Below are 17,229 nucleotides of genomic sequence, written 5' to 3'. Positions count from 1 at the left end.
TAATTTAGTTAGTGGTAATGGGGCGTCCATTAGAGGATTGCCCCATTGTCGTAAGACAAGGAGGGTTGGCATGAGGAATATTACGTATACGGGTTGGAAAGCAACTACGCGTTTCATTCAATTAAATATACTAATTATTGTAGGATTGCTCATTTTAAGCGGATGTTCGGATCAGACAGTAACAGAAATAGAGAAATTTAGATATAACGAAGAAAAAATACAGACCCTCGAAAGTTTGAGAATAAACGAAGAAACTTTTTTGTTTAAAGATGATATGTTCACTATTATTTTTCCTTATTCTTTGGATTTTCTTAATAAAATTAAAGAGGTTCGCTTTTTTTTTAATGAGGAGCAAACTGATACCATTTCAAATGAAGACACACCAAAGATTAGTTTGAATGAGAATAAAATCATCTTTAATGAAGAAAGTCCAATAAACGATTTCAATCGTATTGAAGTATTGGACCTGTATGATCAAGTAATCACATTAAACACGGGTTTATATTCATTTGATAACTCTGTGAAGTATAGTGAGCTACCAGAGGGAAAAGAAAGCTACCAGAGATCAAGTCATTTTAGGCAAGAAGGACAGAAAATCATAATGACTTTTAGCTTAACTAATACTCCTGATTCTAAGATCAGATTTAGACTTCCATATTCCACACAAGATATTCTTGTAAACCCATCAACAACTTTACTAACTGAAAATGATAAATCTTCTTCTTATCAATTTGTATTTTTTGTTAATCAGTCTTATCTATTGAATAACGATCTTAACAATGTTAGTTTTGAACTAATTGTAGAGCAGCAATACCGTGGTTTGCATCATGTTATCAGCAAATCATTTATTCCAATAGACGCTCAAAGTATCAATAACAACTAGCGTTATATGAGTATTCTCGTTCGAACCTCTTTGTCAGTAGAATAAGGTTCTGCGAAGTTCACCTGTAAAGATAAGTAGCCTCCAGGCTGGCATAACAAGCAAATTCTCCTGCCCGATCAGCCGTAGCCATCAAGAATGTTTTTGAAGGGCCCTCCGAAGCAAATAGCTTCAATATCCTTGTCGGGATACTGAAGCTACAATCTATTATTATTGAACTTTGCCTTCATCCACTGTCTTCATTAATATCCTGAGTAATTCCCGAACCAGCTTAATTTCCTCCAGGGCATCAAATGGCTCAACCTCCAGAGCAGTAACAATCTTTTGGGTGTCTCCAGCGCAATGTTTCATTCTCCTCGTTCAACACCTGCCAAATACGTATCGATCATATCATCACGTTCTGCAAGTGCCTAAACCATAATTGAATGAGTTCGAAAGAATTAATAAAATCACCATAACAAGCAATTATCGACGCATAAGCAATTCTATTCTCCAGAGAAAAACAACCCCAAAAAAGATCCATGAGCATTCGAGAAATCAAATGTTCCCCCTAGAAAATATCCAATGGAGATAAAAATCGCACACCAGCACAAGGCTCCGAGGCCCGAGAAAAGTATATATTTCCGTGGGTTCATAGCGCTCATCCCTGCCAGATAACAAGTCAGATGACGGAACCCTGGAATATAGTAGCCGATGCAGATCGCCCAGGGGCCGTAACGCTGGAACCAGTTCTCTGTTTTCTCTAACCTTTTGGTTGTGAGTCTGACCCATTTTCCATACTTCCATAGCAACGGCTTGCCGAACTTCCGTCCAAGGGCGTAACTGCACAGCATACCACTCATAGCCCCGAGGACGCTGACCACAAGGGATACTGGGAAATTAAGCACCCCTATTGAAGAAAAATAGCCCACAATCGTCATGAGAACTTCATCAGGCACAGGCAAACCAATAATACCAAGCGTAAGGCATAGGAAGATGCCAATATAACCGTACTGGGTAACGATATCTTGTATGAAAGCGATGATGTCCACACTCCAGTTCTAATGGCTTTGGGCAAGGGAGACTGTTCTCGTCTCCTGAATGATTCATCGCCCTTTCAGGTATCTTAGCGCCTCCCTTGTCAATGAACCTAGTGCCGAATTGTCACATGACACTTGCAAAGCAGCTGAATGTCATAGATGACGAAATGCAACTTGTTGGTGTGACAACTCCTTTGCGATACTGGGCTCAGCCGATGATTAAAAGGCAAATCCAATAGTTAAGGAGACATCATTTATGAAGAATACGAAGAATACAAAGAATACGAAGAAATGGATTCGCAAGAATCGCGCAGTTCTACTATTAACTGTTCTGGTGTTAACGGGTACAGTCATTAACGCTTGTACGGAAGTAGGGAACGCAGCCAATAGCCCGCAGACTCCCCCGCCAGTTACATCTGAGGTTACCAGCCTGAAGGCGCCGCAGGATACCAAGGCACTGGAGGGACCGCGGGATTCCAAGGAACTGGAGACCTTTGCAGATGGCGTTTTTAAGGAAGCGATGAAAAAGTATAATACGGTTGGTTCTAATTTTGCAGTCGTTTCAAATGGTAAAGTGCTGTTAAGCAAGGGTTACGGTTATGCCGACAGGGAAAATAAAATTCCGGTAGACAGCAGCACCGTTTTCCAAATTGGTTCTGTGACGAAGCAGTTCACGGCATTGGCAGCTATGCAGCTGGTCGATAAGGGAAAAATTGATTTGCATCACGATATCCAGGAATACCTGGGAGGGATGAAGGTACCGAATAAAACAGGCAAAAAACTAACGATGTACGATCTGCTTACGTATACCAGCGGCTTTGACAAACCGGATATCCTCTCGGGATCGAAGCCGGAATATGTGAATCAATTCTACCCGATGAAGGAAGCTCTTGAAGCGAATATGCCGACGGTGGTCAGACCTCCGGGGGAAGCGTACACCTATGATAATTTTGGATTCACACTGGCGGGGTATGCGGTAGGGCAAGTAGCGGGCACGTCATACGCCCAGTATATGGAGGACAATATTTTCAAACCGCTGGGCATGAACTCGACGAATGTGCGGTTTAAACCCGACCTGCTCAAAAGAATGGCTGCCCATTATGATCCTAAAGGCAAGCTAATCCCCTTGGAGGGATTCATACCAACCGATCGGCCTAGCGGTGGTATGGTATCCAACGCAGATGACATGGTGAAGTACCTTATGATGCATCTGAACAACGGAACGTATGAAGGAAAACAAATCTTAAGTCCCGAGAGCATCAAGCAAATGCACACCTACCAGGTGTTCCCTGACAAAGATATCCCTGTCACAACCATCGGATTCGAAGGCTACTTCAAAGAGAAGATGAATGGTCAACATGTGGTTATCAAGGGGGGAAATGTGACTGGGCATTCTTCCTTGATTGTTCTTCTGCCGGAGAAAAATACAGCGCTCTACATGTCCTACAATAACGACTCCATGATGAGTCTCGACGTGTATGAGGCATTTATGAATCATTATTATCCTAAAAAAACAGCGGATCCAAAGCCATCCTACTCGGCTATCAGTGAGCAGCAAGCCAAGGACTACGTGGGATTGTACCAAAACACGCGTCTTGGATCCATGAGATCACACGTTTCCTATTCAAACGGAAAATTGGTTATAGAGACAGGAGATCTGGGCAAGAGTACGCTGAAAATGATCCGCCCGTTACTCTTTGAGGATGAAGCCGGCAATAAAATAGCCTTTCAAAAAAATGGGGCAGGCAAAATCACCTATTTCTATTACATGACGCTTCCGCACTACGTGGGTTATGCACAAAAAGTAAATACGGATACGCGATTCACTGATGTACCGGCGAACAGCAAGTATGCGTCTTATATTCAAAATCTCCGTGCTTTAAAGATCATGGACGGAAAGACAGCTACCCGCTTCGATCCGAATGGAAAGTTAACTCAAGGCGAGTTCTCGGCGTTGCTGCTACACGCCCATGGCTGGGAAAGCATGCCTTATACGATTGAAGACAACAAGAAGCAAATGTTGTCCGGAGTGCCTAATTATAAGCCTAATTCTCCTATCACCAGAGAGATGGCGGCAGTGATGATCCAAAACCTGAGACAAGCTGAGCCTGGAACCAAGAAGGTTACATTGCGTGGCGAAGGTGATGCCTGGGCAGTTAAAGCCATCACAACCCTTGTATCCCAAGGCATCATGGACCCGGATACCCAGATCAATAAGGACGGCTCCATCAACTTCCGTTCCAAGCAGCCACTGAAGCGGCAGGAAGCGAGCGCCTTATTGGATCTAGCATTTGATTACTACACATTGCCAATTGCCAAACGGTAATGAACGTAAACCCTAATTCTGAATAAGTAAAAAAGCCTTTAAAAATCTAAATGGCGGATGCCGACATACGAAGCATTATCACTCCGTATGCCGGGCATCCGCCACCATAATACATAACTTGGGGTTATTCCAAAAGCCCAGCCTCCCTGGCTTTTTGCACCGCTTCCTCCCGGTTGCGGACCCCCAGCTTCATATAAGCCGATGATGCATAGTTTCGAACCGTACCATCGGATAAATACAACTTAGAAGCAATGCTTTTATATCGCAGCCCTTTGGAGACGAATTGTAAAATTTCAAGCTCCCGGGGCGTTAACTCATAGGCCGATGACGCTTCTTTGACTAACGAAGGATCATCTCCGCTATTGTCCGCTTCCAGTTGGGCAAACAATTTGTGCGACATGCCTTGATCGATCAGTGTACCCCCGCGGTAGACGGTGCGTATCGTTTCAGCCAGCTCTAACGGCTGCATGGACTTCAACAAGTATCCGTCCACCCCGCTTCGCATTGCCTCGAGAGCCTGTCTGGTATCCTCGAACGTAGTGAGAATCAGAATGCGGATATCGGGCCACAATTCTTTTATCGTACGAGATGCGGCGATTCCATCCATGTTCGACATTTCCAGATCCATAAGCACCAGCTGCGGCTGAACCTGCCTGCACAGCTCGATCGCTTGCTCGCCATCCTCTGCCGTTCCAACAACCTGCAAATCCTGCTGCTCCTCCAGCAGAGTCCGCAGGCTTTCACGGATAAAGGGCTGGTCATCTACGACCAACAGCCGGATGACTTCATCCTTAAGCTCCGTTTGTCTGGGCAGCGTACAGGTAACCAGAGTGCCTTGTCCCGGCTCCGTATAGACGGCCACATGGCCTTGCAAATTCATCGCCCGCTCCTTCATGGCGCTCAAACCGAAGCCCTCCTTCACATTTTCCATCCCGCGGCCGTTATCTTGGATTTCCAGTCTCGTCTGCTGGGGCTCGAATTGCACGGACACCTTAATCTCTGTCGAGTTTCCATGACGCACAGCATTTGTCAACGACTCTTGCAGGCAGCGATAAAGGGCTGTCTTCGCTTGCTTCGTTACAGGGTATTCTTCCCCGTAGGCATGGAACCGAACCGTCACCTTGGCATGCTCTTGAAACTCCTCCGCCAGCTTCTTCAAAGACTGAAGCAGCGGAAGTGCCTCATGCGGCGATTCGATTTGATGCACGTAGCTTCTGACCTCCTCCATATTTTGGCGGCCCAGGTTCAATAGGGAATCGAGCCTTTCTCTCCCTGTATCCGTTGCCACCTCAGGACGCAACGTTTCCAATCCCATAATGAGCGAAGTGTAGGCATGACCGACGGTATCGTGAAGCTCTTTGGACAGTCGGTTCCGCTCTTCAGCAAGCGTGATGCGCTCGATCTGGGACAGGTACTGCTCCAACACTCCATTTTGTTCGCGGATAATTTCGCCTTGACGAGAATTGAGCGCGAGTAAATGAAAGGAAAATCCGAAGACATACGCCAGCCCGATGTGAACGGCCATGACCCAGTATTCACTCTGCTCTGCAAGCAGCTTGATCATGGCGGGCAGGAGCAATATGGATACAGGCCCTGACCAGAGATAGGTCTTTTGCGCGCTGTGGGCAGCAATTAGAAAGGCATACAGCAGGAATGAGAAATAGGCTTGCGGAAAAAATGCAGCCAGGTACAAACACATCCCGCCCGAGATCACGATTTCGGTAAACAGGTAGTATTTATAACCGAGCTGCAAGCAAAGCCACGGAACGGAAAAAGCAATCAGCTGCCACAGGATAAGCACCCCTATCGGCAGCGTGAAATATTCTTGCAGCCCTATAGTCGTAAACACGAGCGAAATGCTGCATATCAGGCGGATTATGAACATGAGCCAATCGTACCAATACCATTGCTTGACCATATCGAACAAATTCATCAACCCCTAACGACCTTCAGTATGACATTACGTAATTAGTATTGAATAAACCGCTATAGAGTAAACTACCATCGGGCGGCCTACGTTGCAAATACGGGCGTGGCGACTACCGGTTCACATGCTTGATCATCAGACGTGTGTAACCGCCTATCAAGTACGCCAAGCGACCCGTAAGCCTGTAGCTCACCGCCATCAACACGACCCCTGCGGCCGATACCATCACGGCTTTGGCAATCGTATCTACCCCCACAAAGGAAAGGTTGATAAACCGATAGAGGAACGGGGCCGCAATCAATACAAGCGGCGCTGCGTAAAGCAAGGCCGCACTGATCAGACTTAATATCCCTATCGGGAATTTCAACAGCAGCCAGCCAATTGCGATCCAGTTGCGTACGTTCAACAGCTCCTTTTTCGCTTGAAGCCAGCTCGACACATCGGGTCTCGCGGATTTAACGCAAGGCTCGGTGGTAATGTCCGTATAGATCTTGGTCTGTACTCGTTCAAATTGCAGGAAGGCGGTCGTCGTCCGCAAAACGTGTGTCAGGAGAGGAACTCCCGCGACAGTAAACGAAAGACTCAAGCCCAAGGTTAGAGCGACCAGATAAAAGCTGAAGTAAAACATTCCTGTGACAAAAGTAAGCAGCAGGAAATAGCCGTTTTGAATAAAGCTAACGACGGTTCTGGCCATCAAAGAGCCCACATCCTTTCCAAGTAGTAGATGTATTTTAAGGATCTTGATGTCAAATCCGCCAGTGTCATAATGTCATATGACATAAAATGAACGGAGTTATCCGCAGTAACGAGCGGGACAGGTGCCAGATGAGCCACTTTTCGGTCTCCGTTGCCTTCGCCCCTACGTATCTACTCATTAGAATCATCTTGATACATCGGATACAACGGCGCCGATGACGATCTGCTATCAGAAGATGAAGCTCTCCCAACTGTCCGTCAAGCTTAGGGCTTAGCGCTGACAAACTGTATTAAACGTGCTAGCATATTATCTAATCATGACGAATAATTACACGCATAGTATGGAGGAATTGGGAAGATGCTTGAAAACCATCGCCTAAAAGTCTTAATGGAAGTCCAACAGCAGATGCTGTTATCTAACTTTGATCTGAAGTTGTTTATGCAGACAATCTGCGATCGGATGTGCCTATTAACTGATGCCGACGGTTCTACTATAGAAATGCTGGCGGACGATGAAATGGTTTATGCCGCTGTCAGCGGTACCCTGCAGCCTCATCTTGGAATTCGAATAAAAAAGAACGGCAGCTTGTCGGGTTTGTGCGTGACAGAGAAAGAAATTTTGTATTCGCCGGATACACAGCAGGACGATCGCGTCGATAAGGAAGCGACTATGAGAGTCGGCGCACGGAGCATGGTCTGCGTACCCCTGTTTGACTCCAGCGCTGCCGTCGGCGTGTTGAAGGTCATTTCCGGTCGCTCCGACGCTTTCTCTGACCGCGATATTGAAACGCTACAGTTATTATCGCTCGCCCTGGGCTCAGAATTAGGCAAACAAATTAACTACGATGACAAAATTCGTGTGCTTAACGATTATGAGCAATTATTGATTCAATTAAGAGCCGAGATCGAAAAACGTAAAGAACTAGAGATCGAGCTTATTCAATTGACAGAGCGTGACATTTTGACGGGCTTGTTGAATCGCAGAGGATTTAGCACTCGCATCCAAGGCTGGATGAATCGGGCTAGTTGCCAAGAAGGCGTATTCGGGGTGTTCTACCTCGATTTGAATAAATTCAAGCAATGCAACGATACTTACGGACATGAAGTCGGTGATCTTGTACTTGTAGAGTTCGCGAAGCGAATTAAGCAAGTCGTTCGGGAGACCGATCTATTAGCACGCGTTGGCGGCGATGAATTTCTGGTGGCAGCATGGCTGCAAAACGGCTACGACGGCTTGGTGCAGGTTGCTAAGCGTTTGATCGGGCAACTAGAGTCACCGATGCAGATCAAGGAGCTTCAACTACCGATGACCACTAGCGTTGGCTGTACGCTATGGGTGGAGGGCATGACGGAACTTGATCTCATTCGCGATGCGGACCAATCGATGTATCTCGCCAAGACCAACGGTACTAATAGAATTGCGATTAAAGGCGAGCTGGTAGTGTGATTTCAGTTATACGGATACCCCATTAAGAGGGTCACGGGGCCAGTCAAAACAATGGAAATATTCATCGACGCCGCGAGTCTAGGCAAAAGTGAGAAATCGAAAGGCACCCGATTAGGGTGCCTTTTTTTGCTAATGGATTTACATTCGGCCATCTCTGTCTCACAATCTCCATAATGCCAATGGCGTAATCTTATAGTTGAACCATATCATCCCTTATAATAAAATACTTTGAACAGAGGAGTTGATGTTATGAACGAAAAAGAAAAATCGCATGCTGGTCTGTTATACCAACCTGGCGATCCTGAGCTTGTCGCAGACCGTGCGGATACCGTGAAAAAGCTATATGAATATAACAATATACACCCGCTAGACCACGAAGCACGACGGACTGCCATTCGCGGACTGCTGGGAAAGACGGGAGATAATTGCGTTGTGGAGCAGCCGCTTTTCTGTACTTATGGGTACAATACCACGGTAGGGGATAATTTTTTTCTCAATGTTAATTGCAAACTCATGGACAGCGGGAAAATTACTATTGGTAACAACGTATTTATTGCGCCCAACGTCTGCCTTATAACAGAAGAACATGCCATGGATGTAGAGCAACGGTTGGAGGGGTTGGAATACACACATCCAGTCAATATTGGTGATAATGTATGGATCGGTGCAGGCGCTACAGTCCTGCCGGGAGTGACGATCGGCGCGAACAGCGTGATCGGGGCCGGCAGTGTCGTTACGAAGGACATTCCGCCAGATAGTTTGGCTGTGGGCAATCCGTGCAAGGTCATTCGCTCTTTGAAAAAAGCCCTTTAGTCGGGCGCCAATCGGGGATTCTATCGCTGTCAGAACTATAACAACAACCCTCATGTGGTCTCACCCTAATTCCTAGCGTTATCTATCTGTCACATTTACATCCTGGGATTCGAGCAGTATTGGACTTTGCTTTGATGTGCAAGCTCCACACAAAAACAAGGCTGCTTTGAAATTGACTTCAAAGCAGCCTTGTTTGATTTCCCTTTACTTGTTATTTTGCGCCAACATTCTCAGTAGCACCGTTACCGACTCTGCTCTTGTCGTTTTATCGCCCGGGGCAAATGCATTTGCACCTTTGCCTTCGATAATGCTCAGCTTTTTAATGGCCCCAACTGCACCTTTCGCCCAGTTCGGAATTTCCTTTTCGTCCGCGAAGCCTGTTGCCGTTGCAGCTTCAACTGACTGTCCCAGCGCTTTTGCGATCATCACCGCCATCTCCAGACGCGTAATTTCGGCGTCCGGTCGGAAAGTGCCGTCTTCATAGCCATTAATGATGCTCGCTTTTACCGCTTGCGCGACCGAATTCTGCGCCCATGTTGCGATCTTCCCTTTATCAATAAACGTCAGTTCGGCTCCATCTCCTTGCGGCTTGAGAGTATTCATCAGCATAACTGCAAATTCCGCACGCGTTACGGTACGGTTCGGATTGAACGTACCGTCCGGATAACCGCTGATGATTCCGAAGCTTACCGCTTGATTGATGCTCGCCTCAGCCCAGTGTCCGGAAATATCGCTGAAGTTGACCGGCGTGACTGTAGCTGAATCTTCGCCTTGACCTGCTGCGAGTACCGCATACTTCGTAAAGTGGTTAACTTTTATGGTGATGGTATTTCCTTTTACCTCGCCGCCGATTTCCACCCATACCTTCTTTATTTCGTCGTAGAAAAATACAGAAGGTTTTTGATTACCCTTTAATTTTTTCGGATCAAAGGTAAAGATCATCGTGAGTTCCTTGCTGAAATTTTCCGGAAAGTTTTTTAGAATTTCGAATACCGGACTGACCAGAACATCCTTGCTTGTAAGCAGCTTTTGTGTGTCTGCCACTTTTTCTACCGTGATTTTCAATTCTTTGTTTGACGCACCTGTAGGAATTATAATCTTGACATCATCGCCTATGCTAACCTCGCCGGATTTACCAATGGAAAGCGTTAGCGTACCGTCTGTGGAGATCACTGTATTGTTTGAGGACGTTACTGGCAGGGTACCGCTATTGCCTGATGTTGGTTCTGATGTTGGTGTTGGTGTTGGTGTTGGTGTTGATGCTGGTGCTGCTGCTACCGTCACCGTTACTGTATAATCCTGTGTCGTATTGTCCGCTGCTACAACGGTGTATATCACTGGTTCCGTGAAATTCTGCTGCGTTGTTCCGCTCGCTTGTGTTGTGCTTCCCACCTTCACACTAGCGCCCGTTGTTGTAAACGTTGGCACTAACGACGTTACATTCGTTCCATATGGCACGGTCAATGCGATGGTTTTGTTCGATTCATTAACCGTTCCCGTTACCGCCGAACTCAATCCCCCGAATCCAAATGCTGTGATGGCCTTTGCAGAGTTCGCCGCTACCGTCACCGTTACCGTATAATCCTGTGTCGTATTGTCCGCCGCTACAACGGTGTATGTTACGGGTTCCGTGAAATTCTGCTGTGTTGTTCCACTCGCTTGTTCGGTGCTTCCCACCTTCACGCTAGCGCCCGTTGTTGTAAACGTTGGCACTAACGACGTTACATTCGTTCCATATGGCACGGTCAACGCGATGGTTTTGTTCGATTCATTAACCGTTCCCGTTACCGCCGGGCTCAATCCCGCGAATCCAAATGCTGTAATTTCTTTTGCAGAGTTCGCTGCTACCGTCACCGTTACCGTGTAGTCTTGTGTCGTATTGTCCGCTGCTACAACGGTGTATGTTACTGGTTCCGTGAAATTCTGCTGTGTTGTTCCACTCGCTTGTTCAGTGCTTCCCACCTTCACGCTAGCGCCCGTTGTTGTAAACGTTGGCACTAACGACGTTACATTCGTTCCGTATGGCACCGTCAATGCGATGGTTTTATTCGATTCGTTAACCGTTCCCGTTACCGCAGGGCTCAATCCCGCGAATCCAAATGCTGTGATGGCCTTTGCAGTGTTCGCCGCTACCGTCACCGTTACCGAATAATCCTGTGTCGTATTGTCCGCTGCTACAACGGTGTATGTGACCGGTTCCGTGAAATTCTGCTGTGTTGTTCCACTCGCTTGTTCGGTGCTTCCCACCTTCACGCTAACGCCCGTTGTTGTAAACGTTGGGACTAGCGACGTTACATCCGTCCCGTATGGCACGGTCAATGCGATGGTCTTATTCGATTCGTTAACCGTTCCCGTTACTACCGAACTCAGTCCCGCGAATCCAAATGCCGTGATGGCTTTTGCAGGATTCGCCGCTACCGTCACCGTTACCGTATAATCTTGTGTCGTATTGTCTTCCGCTACAACAGTGTATGTTACTGGTTCAGTGAAATTCTGCTGTGTTGTTCCGCTCTCTTGCGCAGTACTTCCCACCTTCACGCTAACGCCCGTTGTTGTAAACGTTGGGACTAGTGACGTTATATCCGTTCCGTATGGCACGGTCAATTCGATGGTCTTATTCGATTCATTAACTGTTCCCGTTACCGCCGGGCTCAGTCCCTCGAATCCGAATGCTGTGATGGCTTTTGCAGAATTTGCTGCCACCGTCACCGTTACCGTATACGTTACCTTCGTAGTTCCATCCTGCGCAGTAACAATAACCTTCTTGCCGGTTGCCAAAGCCGTCGCTACGGTTGTTCCGTCTGCATCATAGACTTCAAACGATGCATTCTCTGCCGGCGTGATCGCTGCCTTGAACTCATTCAACGTCGTGGCGTACGGAACATTCGTGATGCTTTCCTCCGCTGTTCCGCCTGTGCTTACCGTTCCTATCGTCGAGGTCAGCGTTGCGTCTGCGCTCAGTGTCTGAACAGGGACTGCATCGCTCTGCTCCGATTCACCAATTGCATTGAATGCGCTCACCGTAAACGTATAAGAGGTATTCGGTGTCAGTCCGCTCACCGTATAAGTGGTGCCGGATACAGTGGCAATCGCCGGATTGTCTCCATTCTCGTAGAGGTAATAACCGGTCGCTCCTGATACGGCATCCCACGAAAGGATAGTTGATACAGATGTGGTGCTGCTGGATTGCAAATTCGCAGGTGTTTCGGGAGCGATTAGTTGTACTACACCGTTTATTCCCCCTGCGTATAGCGTTCCCCCGACTTCCAGCAGCGCATGTAGCTGGCTCGGCGAACCGACTACCTGTTCCCATATGCCGTTGCTGTACATCCACACGTCGTTGCTATCGTTATCTGTCCCCGCATACAGCGTACCGTTCGCATTGAGCAAGGCATTCACACCACTCGGCGCATGGCTGGTCGTCATCTGCGTCCATTCGGGTATAGTCGCGTTAGCATCGTAGGTCCATATGTCATTGTCAAAGTTACTAGTCCCCGCATACAGCGTACCGTTCACATTGAGCAAGGATGTCACATAACTCGGCGCATGGCTGGTCGTCATCTGCGCCCATTCGGGCGTAGTCGCAGTCGTGTCATATGTCCATACGTCATTGCCACCAGCAGCATTCCCCGCATATAGCGTGCCGTTCACATTAAGCAACGTATTTACGTAACTCGGCGCGCTGCCGGTCGTCATCTGCGTCCATTCAGGCATAGTCGCGGCAGTATCATATGTCCATATGTCATTGTCGCCGTTATTCGTCCCCGCATACAGCGTTCCGTTTACATTGAGCAAGGCATATACGTTACTTGGCGCATTGCTTACTGTCATCTGCGTCCATTTTGGAGTAGTAGCAGACGTGTCATATGTCCATACATCGTTGTCATCGTCGTCATTAGAAGTCCCCGCATACAGCGTACCGTTTACATCAATTAAGGCATACACATATCCCGGCGAGCCACTCATCTGTGTCCATCCGCCTCTGGTCGTATACGCCCATACGGCGTTATTGTCGTCATCCGTCCCTGCATACAGCGTGCCATTGGCACTAAGCAAGGTGTTGGTTCTGCCTGGCAAAGCGCCCATCTGTGCCCACGTGCCGTTACTGTTCGTCCATACGTCGTTCCTTCCGGTCTGCGTCCCTGCATACAACGTCCCGTTGTCATCGAGCAAGGCATATACACTGCCCGGTGCGCCGTTCATCTTCGCCCAACCGTCGCCAGTCGTGTACGTCCATACGTCGTCGAAACCGGCACCGGAGGCAGTTCCCGCATACAGCGTGCCGCTCACGAAGCGCAAGGTTTTCACTCTGGCCGGCGCACCGGCTATTGGCGTCCATGTACCGTTGCTGTTATTGTACGTCCAAACGCTGCGGTTGTCTCCAGATTGAGTTCCCGCCGCATACAGCATGCCGTTTACATTAAGCAACGAAGCTATATATTTGGGATTGCTAACGCCGTTGCTTATCTGCATCCAGCTACCGTTACTGTTCGACCATACGCCGTTGCTTCCAGTCCCCGCATATAGCGTGCCATTAATATACGTCAAGGCTTGTACATCGCCCGGCGAACCCATCATCTTCGTCCAACCGGCAATAGCCGTGTACGTCCATACGTCGTTGCTAGAGCCATTCGAAGCCCCCGCATAAATCGCACCGTTTACATCGATCAAGGAATACACATTGCTCGGCGAGCCGGGCATCTGCTTCCATCCACCACTAGCCGTGTACGTTGATACGTTATTGCCGTCACCCCAAGCCCCCGCATACAACGTGCCATCCGCATCAACGAGAAAGCTTCGCACATTGGCCGGCGAGCCGCTCATCTGTGTCCAAGTACCATTACTGTTCGACCATACGTCATTGCCGAAATTCCCCGTCCCCGCATACAACGTGCTGTCCACTTTGAGCAAAGTTTGCACGTTGGACGGTTGTACACTTTGTCCCACCGCTGGCCAAGTTGACGAGGCAGCATGGACTGCCGTTCCTGCACCCATGAATGGGATGAGCGTCAAGACGAGTACAAATGCCAGAACGATCTTCCCTGATCGGGAAGACCACCTCTTGAGTCTTGATGTCGATCGTTTCATAAATTCGTATACACCTCTTTATTTGTAATAATGATTGCAACCGGCGATGCAGCGATACAAGATGACTATAGACGACAAATAACAACATTCCCTCGCCATTCTTGTCGATCATTGTCACTGTCGTCCTAATATAAGACGATTTCAACACAAAAAAAATCCCCCATCTAAGGGGGAGGGACGGAAAAAATATGGGGGATATACCTCATGCAAATATTTATTGTACAATAAGGATTCTCCTTAATTGCGATAAATAGCTCTCACAACCATTTTAATTCTTTTCCTTGCTTCAGTGCCTGTGCTCTGCTGTTCACATGAAGTTTTCTATACATACTTTTCAGATGGCTCTTGACCGTTTCGGCTGTGATTTGAAGTTGTTCGGCGATCTGTTTATTCGATAGCCCCATGTCAATCATCCGTAATATTTTTAATTCCTGTTTCGTGATAAGGGCTCTCGGGCTTGCAGTCCCATTCGTATGATCCGACATCAACAAAAGCAATTTTCTGGCGTAGAGTATACCCGCAGACTTACGGTTAACGCTGATCTGCCTTTGCCGGATATATTCACGCAGCAATTCGGCCATCTTTGCCCCTTCATCCAAGAAACTGCGGATGTATTTCCCTGGTTCCGCCAATTGGAGTGCCGCTTCCAGCTTCATTACAGCGTTCGTCAATTCTCCTTTTCGATAAAAAGCCATGCTTTGTAGAATGACCACCTTGACCTTATCCCAGGTCCGCTCAGCCTTATCGACAAGCAGGTACAATTGTTCTAGCAGTTGTAAAGCTTCATCGACTTCTCGGCGTTCCATAAGCGCGCTTGCCAAAATAAGATATTCTTTAATCGGACCGAGCGGGATCGTATCGGTATGCTTGATGCCGCATGTTTGCAGCCAACGCTCATCCATAGAGCCGTTCGCAAGCGACAAATTTGCCTTCTCCGCCTCTATCCTCCTCATAAACATGGCTTTATCCACTGAATTGATCTTAGGTTTAACCCACTCAAGCCATTCCAACGCTTTAGCCGAATCCCCCTTGGCCTGACAGATCCGCGCAACATTAACAGAAGCGCCTAACAGAATAAGAGCATACGGCTGCATACACGTTGACCTCAGTACCCTCTCCGCATAAGCTTCGGCTTCTTCCAAGCGGTTCCATTCATATAACAGCAAGCTGTACGTATTGTAGAAAAACCCGGCGTAGGGGTAATTGTCTCTCTCTTCCCATACTTTAATCCATTTATTAAAGAATCTCTCCGCATCATGCAGATCATTGAAAAAACTCAATAAGGTATCAAAATACATCGAATACGAGTTCGCTTCGATCATCTGAACGTAGCTTCCCTCAGGCGCATGCCGATCAAATATCTCAAAATATTCATTCGCCCGCCGAAAGTCTCTTCGGTAAAAAGAAACGGCCGCGGACAAAAAATGGACGGTTCCTGCGTAAGGTTTCCATTCCGGATCCGATAGCTTGTCCTCCATTAGGCGAAGTCTTGCTTGTGCCAACTCCAATTCATTAGTTTCCACCATCACTTTGACAAAAAGAAATTGAATTCCCGGCTTTCCAGTAAAACAGGACTCCGGTAGATCGCGCAACCATCGATAAAGCACACCTCTCTTCGCATGAAGGTTTTGCAGATGCTTTTCGATCAAAGCGCTTGCTTCGAGTTGAAGTCCACCCATAAATAGTTGCTCAACCGCTTCTTCCAAAAACCCGTGCTCCTCCAACCAACGGGCTGCCTTGACATGCAACTCCTTCGATTGTCCCGCATACCTCTGCCGAAAAAGCCTCCGTAAAAACTCGGAAAACAAATGATGATAGCGATACCATTCCCGCTGATCATCCAAGGAAACGATAAACAAATTATGCTGTTCCAGTCTTTCCAGCAGCTCCTGACAATTCGCTTGTCCGGTAACCGTCTCGCACAACGGGCCATTCATCCTGACTACGATCGAAGTTTCCAATAGAAAGGACTGAATTTCGCTCGGCTGGAGACTAAAAACCTCCTGAAACAAAAAATCGGATATGTTGCGGTGTTCCCCGCTAAAGGCGCGGATAAAATCCGAATAATTGCTACTTCTTTGCAGCGAAATGGCCGCAAGATACAGTCCGCTAATCCACCCTTCCGTGCGGTCGACCAGTACAGCTATCTTTTCTCCCGACAGTGGCAATCCCATGCAATCCTGAAAGTAACGAATTCCTTCCGCAAGTTGAAATCGCAGCTCCTGAATCGTGATTTTCACCATTTGGCCAGTCGTCTGCAGCCTTGCTGTAGGAAAGGGCATTTCTGCCCGGCTTGTTACATAGAGGTGGATATGAGCGGGCAAATAAGCAAGAAAATATGCCACTGATGCGTGAATGGAGGCAAGATCAATCACATGATAATCGTCCCAAATCATGACCAATTCATCCGAGTTGCTGTCAAGCTCGCGAATCATGGCTGAGATGAACGGCTCAAACGCTCCTGACTTTAAGGATGACAAATACGGGGTGACTGTTTCCGCAAATTGGGGGTTCTTACTATTGACTGCAGCGATCGTATAGCTCCAAAACTCAATCAGATCATTATCTTGAGGACCCAAGGAAATCCATACGGCAGGTATGGCGGACTGCTGCAGCCACTGACTCAAAGCTGTAGTTTTGCCGTACCCTCCGGGAGCCGTCACAGATGTAAGTTTGCTCTTTAATCCTTTATTTAATAGATCCGTGATCGTCGCTCGCTCAACAAGGTCATCGCGCCGCGTCTGCGGGATATGAAGCTTAGTACTCAGGATCATTGAAGGGCACCTCGAATCTGGTTGTGTTAATCCTTTCTCTATTATATCTGATTTCTAATCTAGAGTTGCTAAATAAAATAAGCCGGGCAGCTTCCTCGCCCAGCCATCGATTAATGCGAAAAATTTCGTCTTACTTATGATACGGTTCACCGCGTTGGCTGAAGCGGCAAGTTTTAGGGCCATCCTTTGTCGGATGGCCCTTTCTTTGATCTGGCTTTGTTCAACTATCGTTCGTCACTAGTTCAGTTAGAGGATGCTA

At 47.5% G+C, this 17,229-nt stretch carries 10 protein-coding genes; 4 read left to right on the top strand and 6 right to left on the bottom strand.

What is annotated here, in order from left to right; genetic code table 11:
• Positions 1-70: 70 nt before the first annotated feature.
• The gene (locus ACFORK_RS11275) at positions 71-883 is read left to right on the top strand and encodes a hypothetical protein (RefSeq protein ID WP_379198763.1); all 813 of its coding nucleotides are present in this window, start codon (positions 71-73) and stop codon (positions 881-883) included.
• Positions 884-1,090: 207 nt separating this feature from the next.
• Here the strand turns inward: ACFORK_RS11275 and ACFORK_RS11270 are convergent, their stop codons facing one another.
• The gene (locus ACFORK_RS11270) at positions 1,091-1,231 is read right to left on the bottom strand and encodes a hypothetical protein (RefSeq protein ID WP_379198761.1); all 141 of its coding nucleotides are present in this window, start codon (positions 1,229-1,231) and stop codon (positions 1,091-1,093) included.
• 134 nt (positions 1,232-1,365) lie between these two features.
• A complete protein-coding gene (locus ACFORK_RS11265; RefSeq protein WP_379199347.1) occupies positions 1,366-1,902 on the bottom strand; it encodes a DedA family protein in 537 nt (178 codons plus the stop codon).
• Between the two features lie 253 nt (positions 1,903-2,155).
• Here ACFORK_RS11265 and ACFORK_RS11260 point away from each other — a divergent pair, with 253 nt between their 5' ends.
• Positions 2,156-4,225, top strand: a complete 2,070-nt coding sequence (locus tag ACFORK_RS11260) for a serine hydrolase domain-containing protein (protein WP_379198759.1) — start codon at positions 2,156-2,158, stop codon at positions 4,223-4,225.
• A 124-nt stretch (positions 4,226-4,349) separates the two neighbouring features.
• On the opposite strand, the gene ACFORK_RS11255 is transcribed toward ACFORK_RS11260, so the two are convergent.
• Entirely contained in the window at positions 4,350-6,143 is a 1,794-nt protein-coding gene (locus ACFORK_RS11255; RefSeq protein WP_379198757.1) for a response regulator, read from the bottom strand.
• A gap of 121 nt (positions 6,144-6,264) precedes the next feature.
• The gene (locus ACFORK_RS11250; protein ID WP_379199345.1) at positions 6,265-6,846 is read right to left on the bottom strand and encodes a sensor domain-containing protein; all 582 of its coding nucleotides are present in this window, start codon (positions 6,844-6,846) and stop codon (positions 6,265-6,267) included.
• Between the two features lie 408 nt (positions 6,847-7,254).
• Here ACFORK_RS11250 and ACFORK_RS11245 point away from each other — a divergent pair, with 408 nt between their 5' ends.
• Together ACFORK_RS11245 and ACFORK_RS11240 are read left to right on the top strand one after the other, a co-directional pair.
• Entirely contained in the window at positions 7,255-8,295 is a 1,041-nt protein-coding gene (locus ACFORK_RS11245; protein ID WP_379198755.1) for a sensor domain-containing diguanylate cyclase, read from the top strand.
• Between the two features lie 249 nt (positions 8,296-8,544).
• Complete coding sequence (locus ACFORK_RS11240; protein WP_379198753.1) at positions 8,545-9,108, top strand: sugar O-acetyltransferase; 564 nt, start codon at positions 8,545-8,547, stop codon at positions 9,106-9,108.
• 204 nt (positions 9,109-9,312) lie between these two features.
• Here ACFORK_RS11240 and ACFORK_RS11235 read toward each other — a convergent pair whose 3' ends face one another.
• Together ACFORK_RS11235 and ACFORK_RS11230 are read right to left on the bottom strand one after the other, a co-directional pair.
• On the bottom strand, positions 9,313-14,196 hold the full coding sequence (locus ACFORK_RS11235) for an S-layer homology domain-containing protein (RefSeq protein ID WP_379198751.1): 4,884 nt from the start codon (positions 14,194-14,196) through the stop codon (positions 9,313-9,315).
• A gap of 257 nt (positions 14,197-14,453) precedes the next feature.
• Entirely contained in the window at positions 14,454-16,970 is a 2,517-nt protein-coding gene (locus ACFORK_RS11230; protein WP_379198749.1) for a winged helix-turn-helix domain-containing protein, read from the bottom strand.
• Positions 16,971-17,229 lie beyond the last annotated feature (259 nt).

This window comes from Paenibacillus sp. GCM10012306, from assembly GCF_042649265.1.
GTDB lineage: Bacteria > Bacillota > Bacilli > Paenibacillales > Paenibacillaceae > Paenibacillus_AQ.
This window is presented reverse-complemented; position numbering and strand designations above follow the sequence as displayed.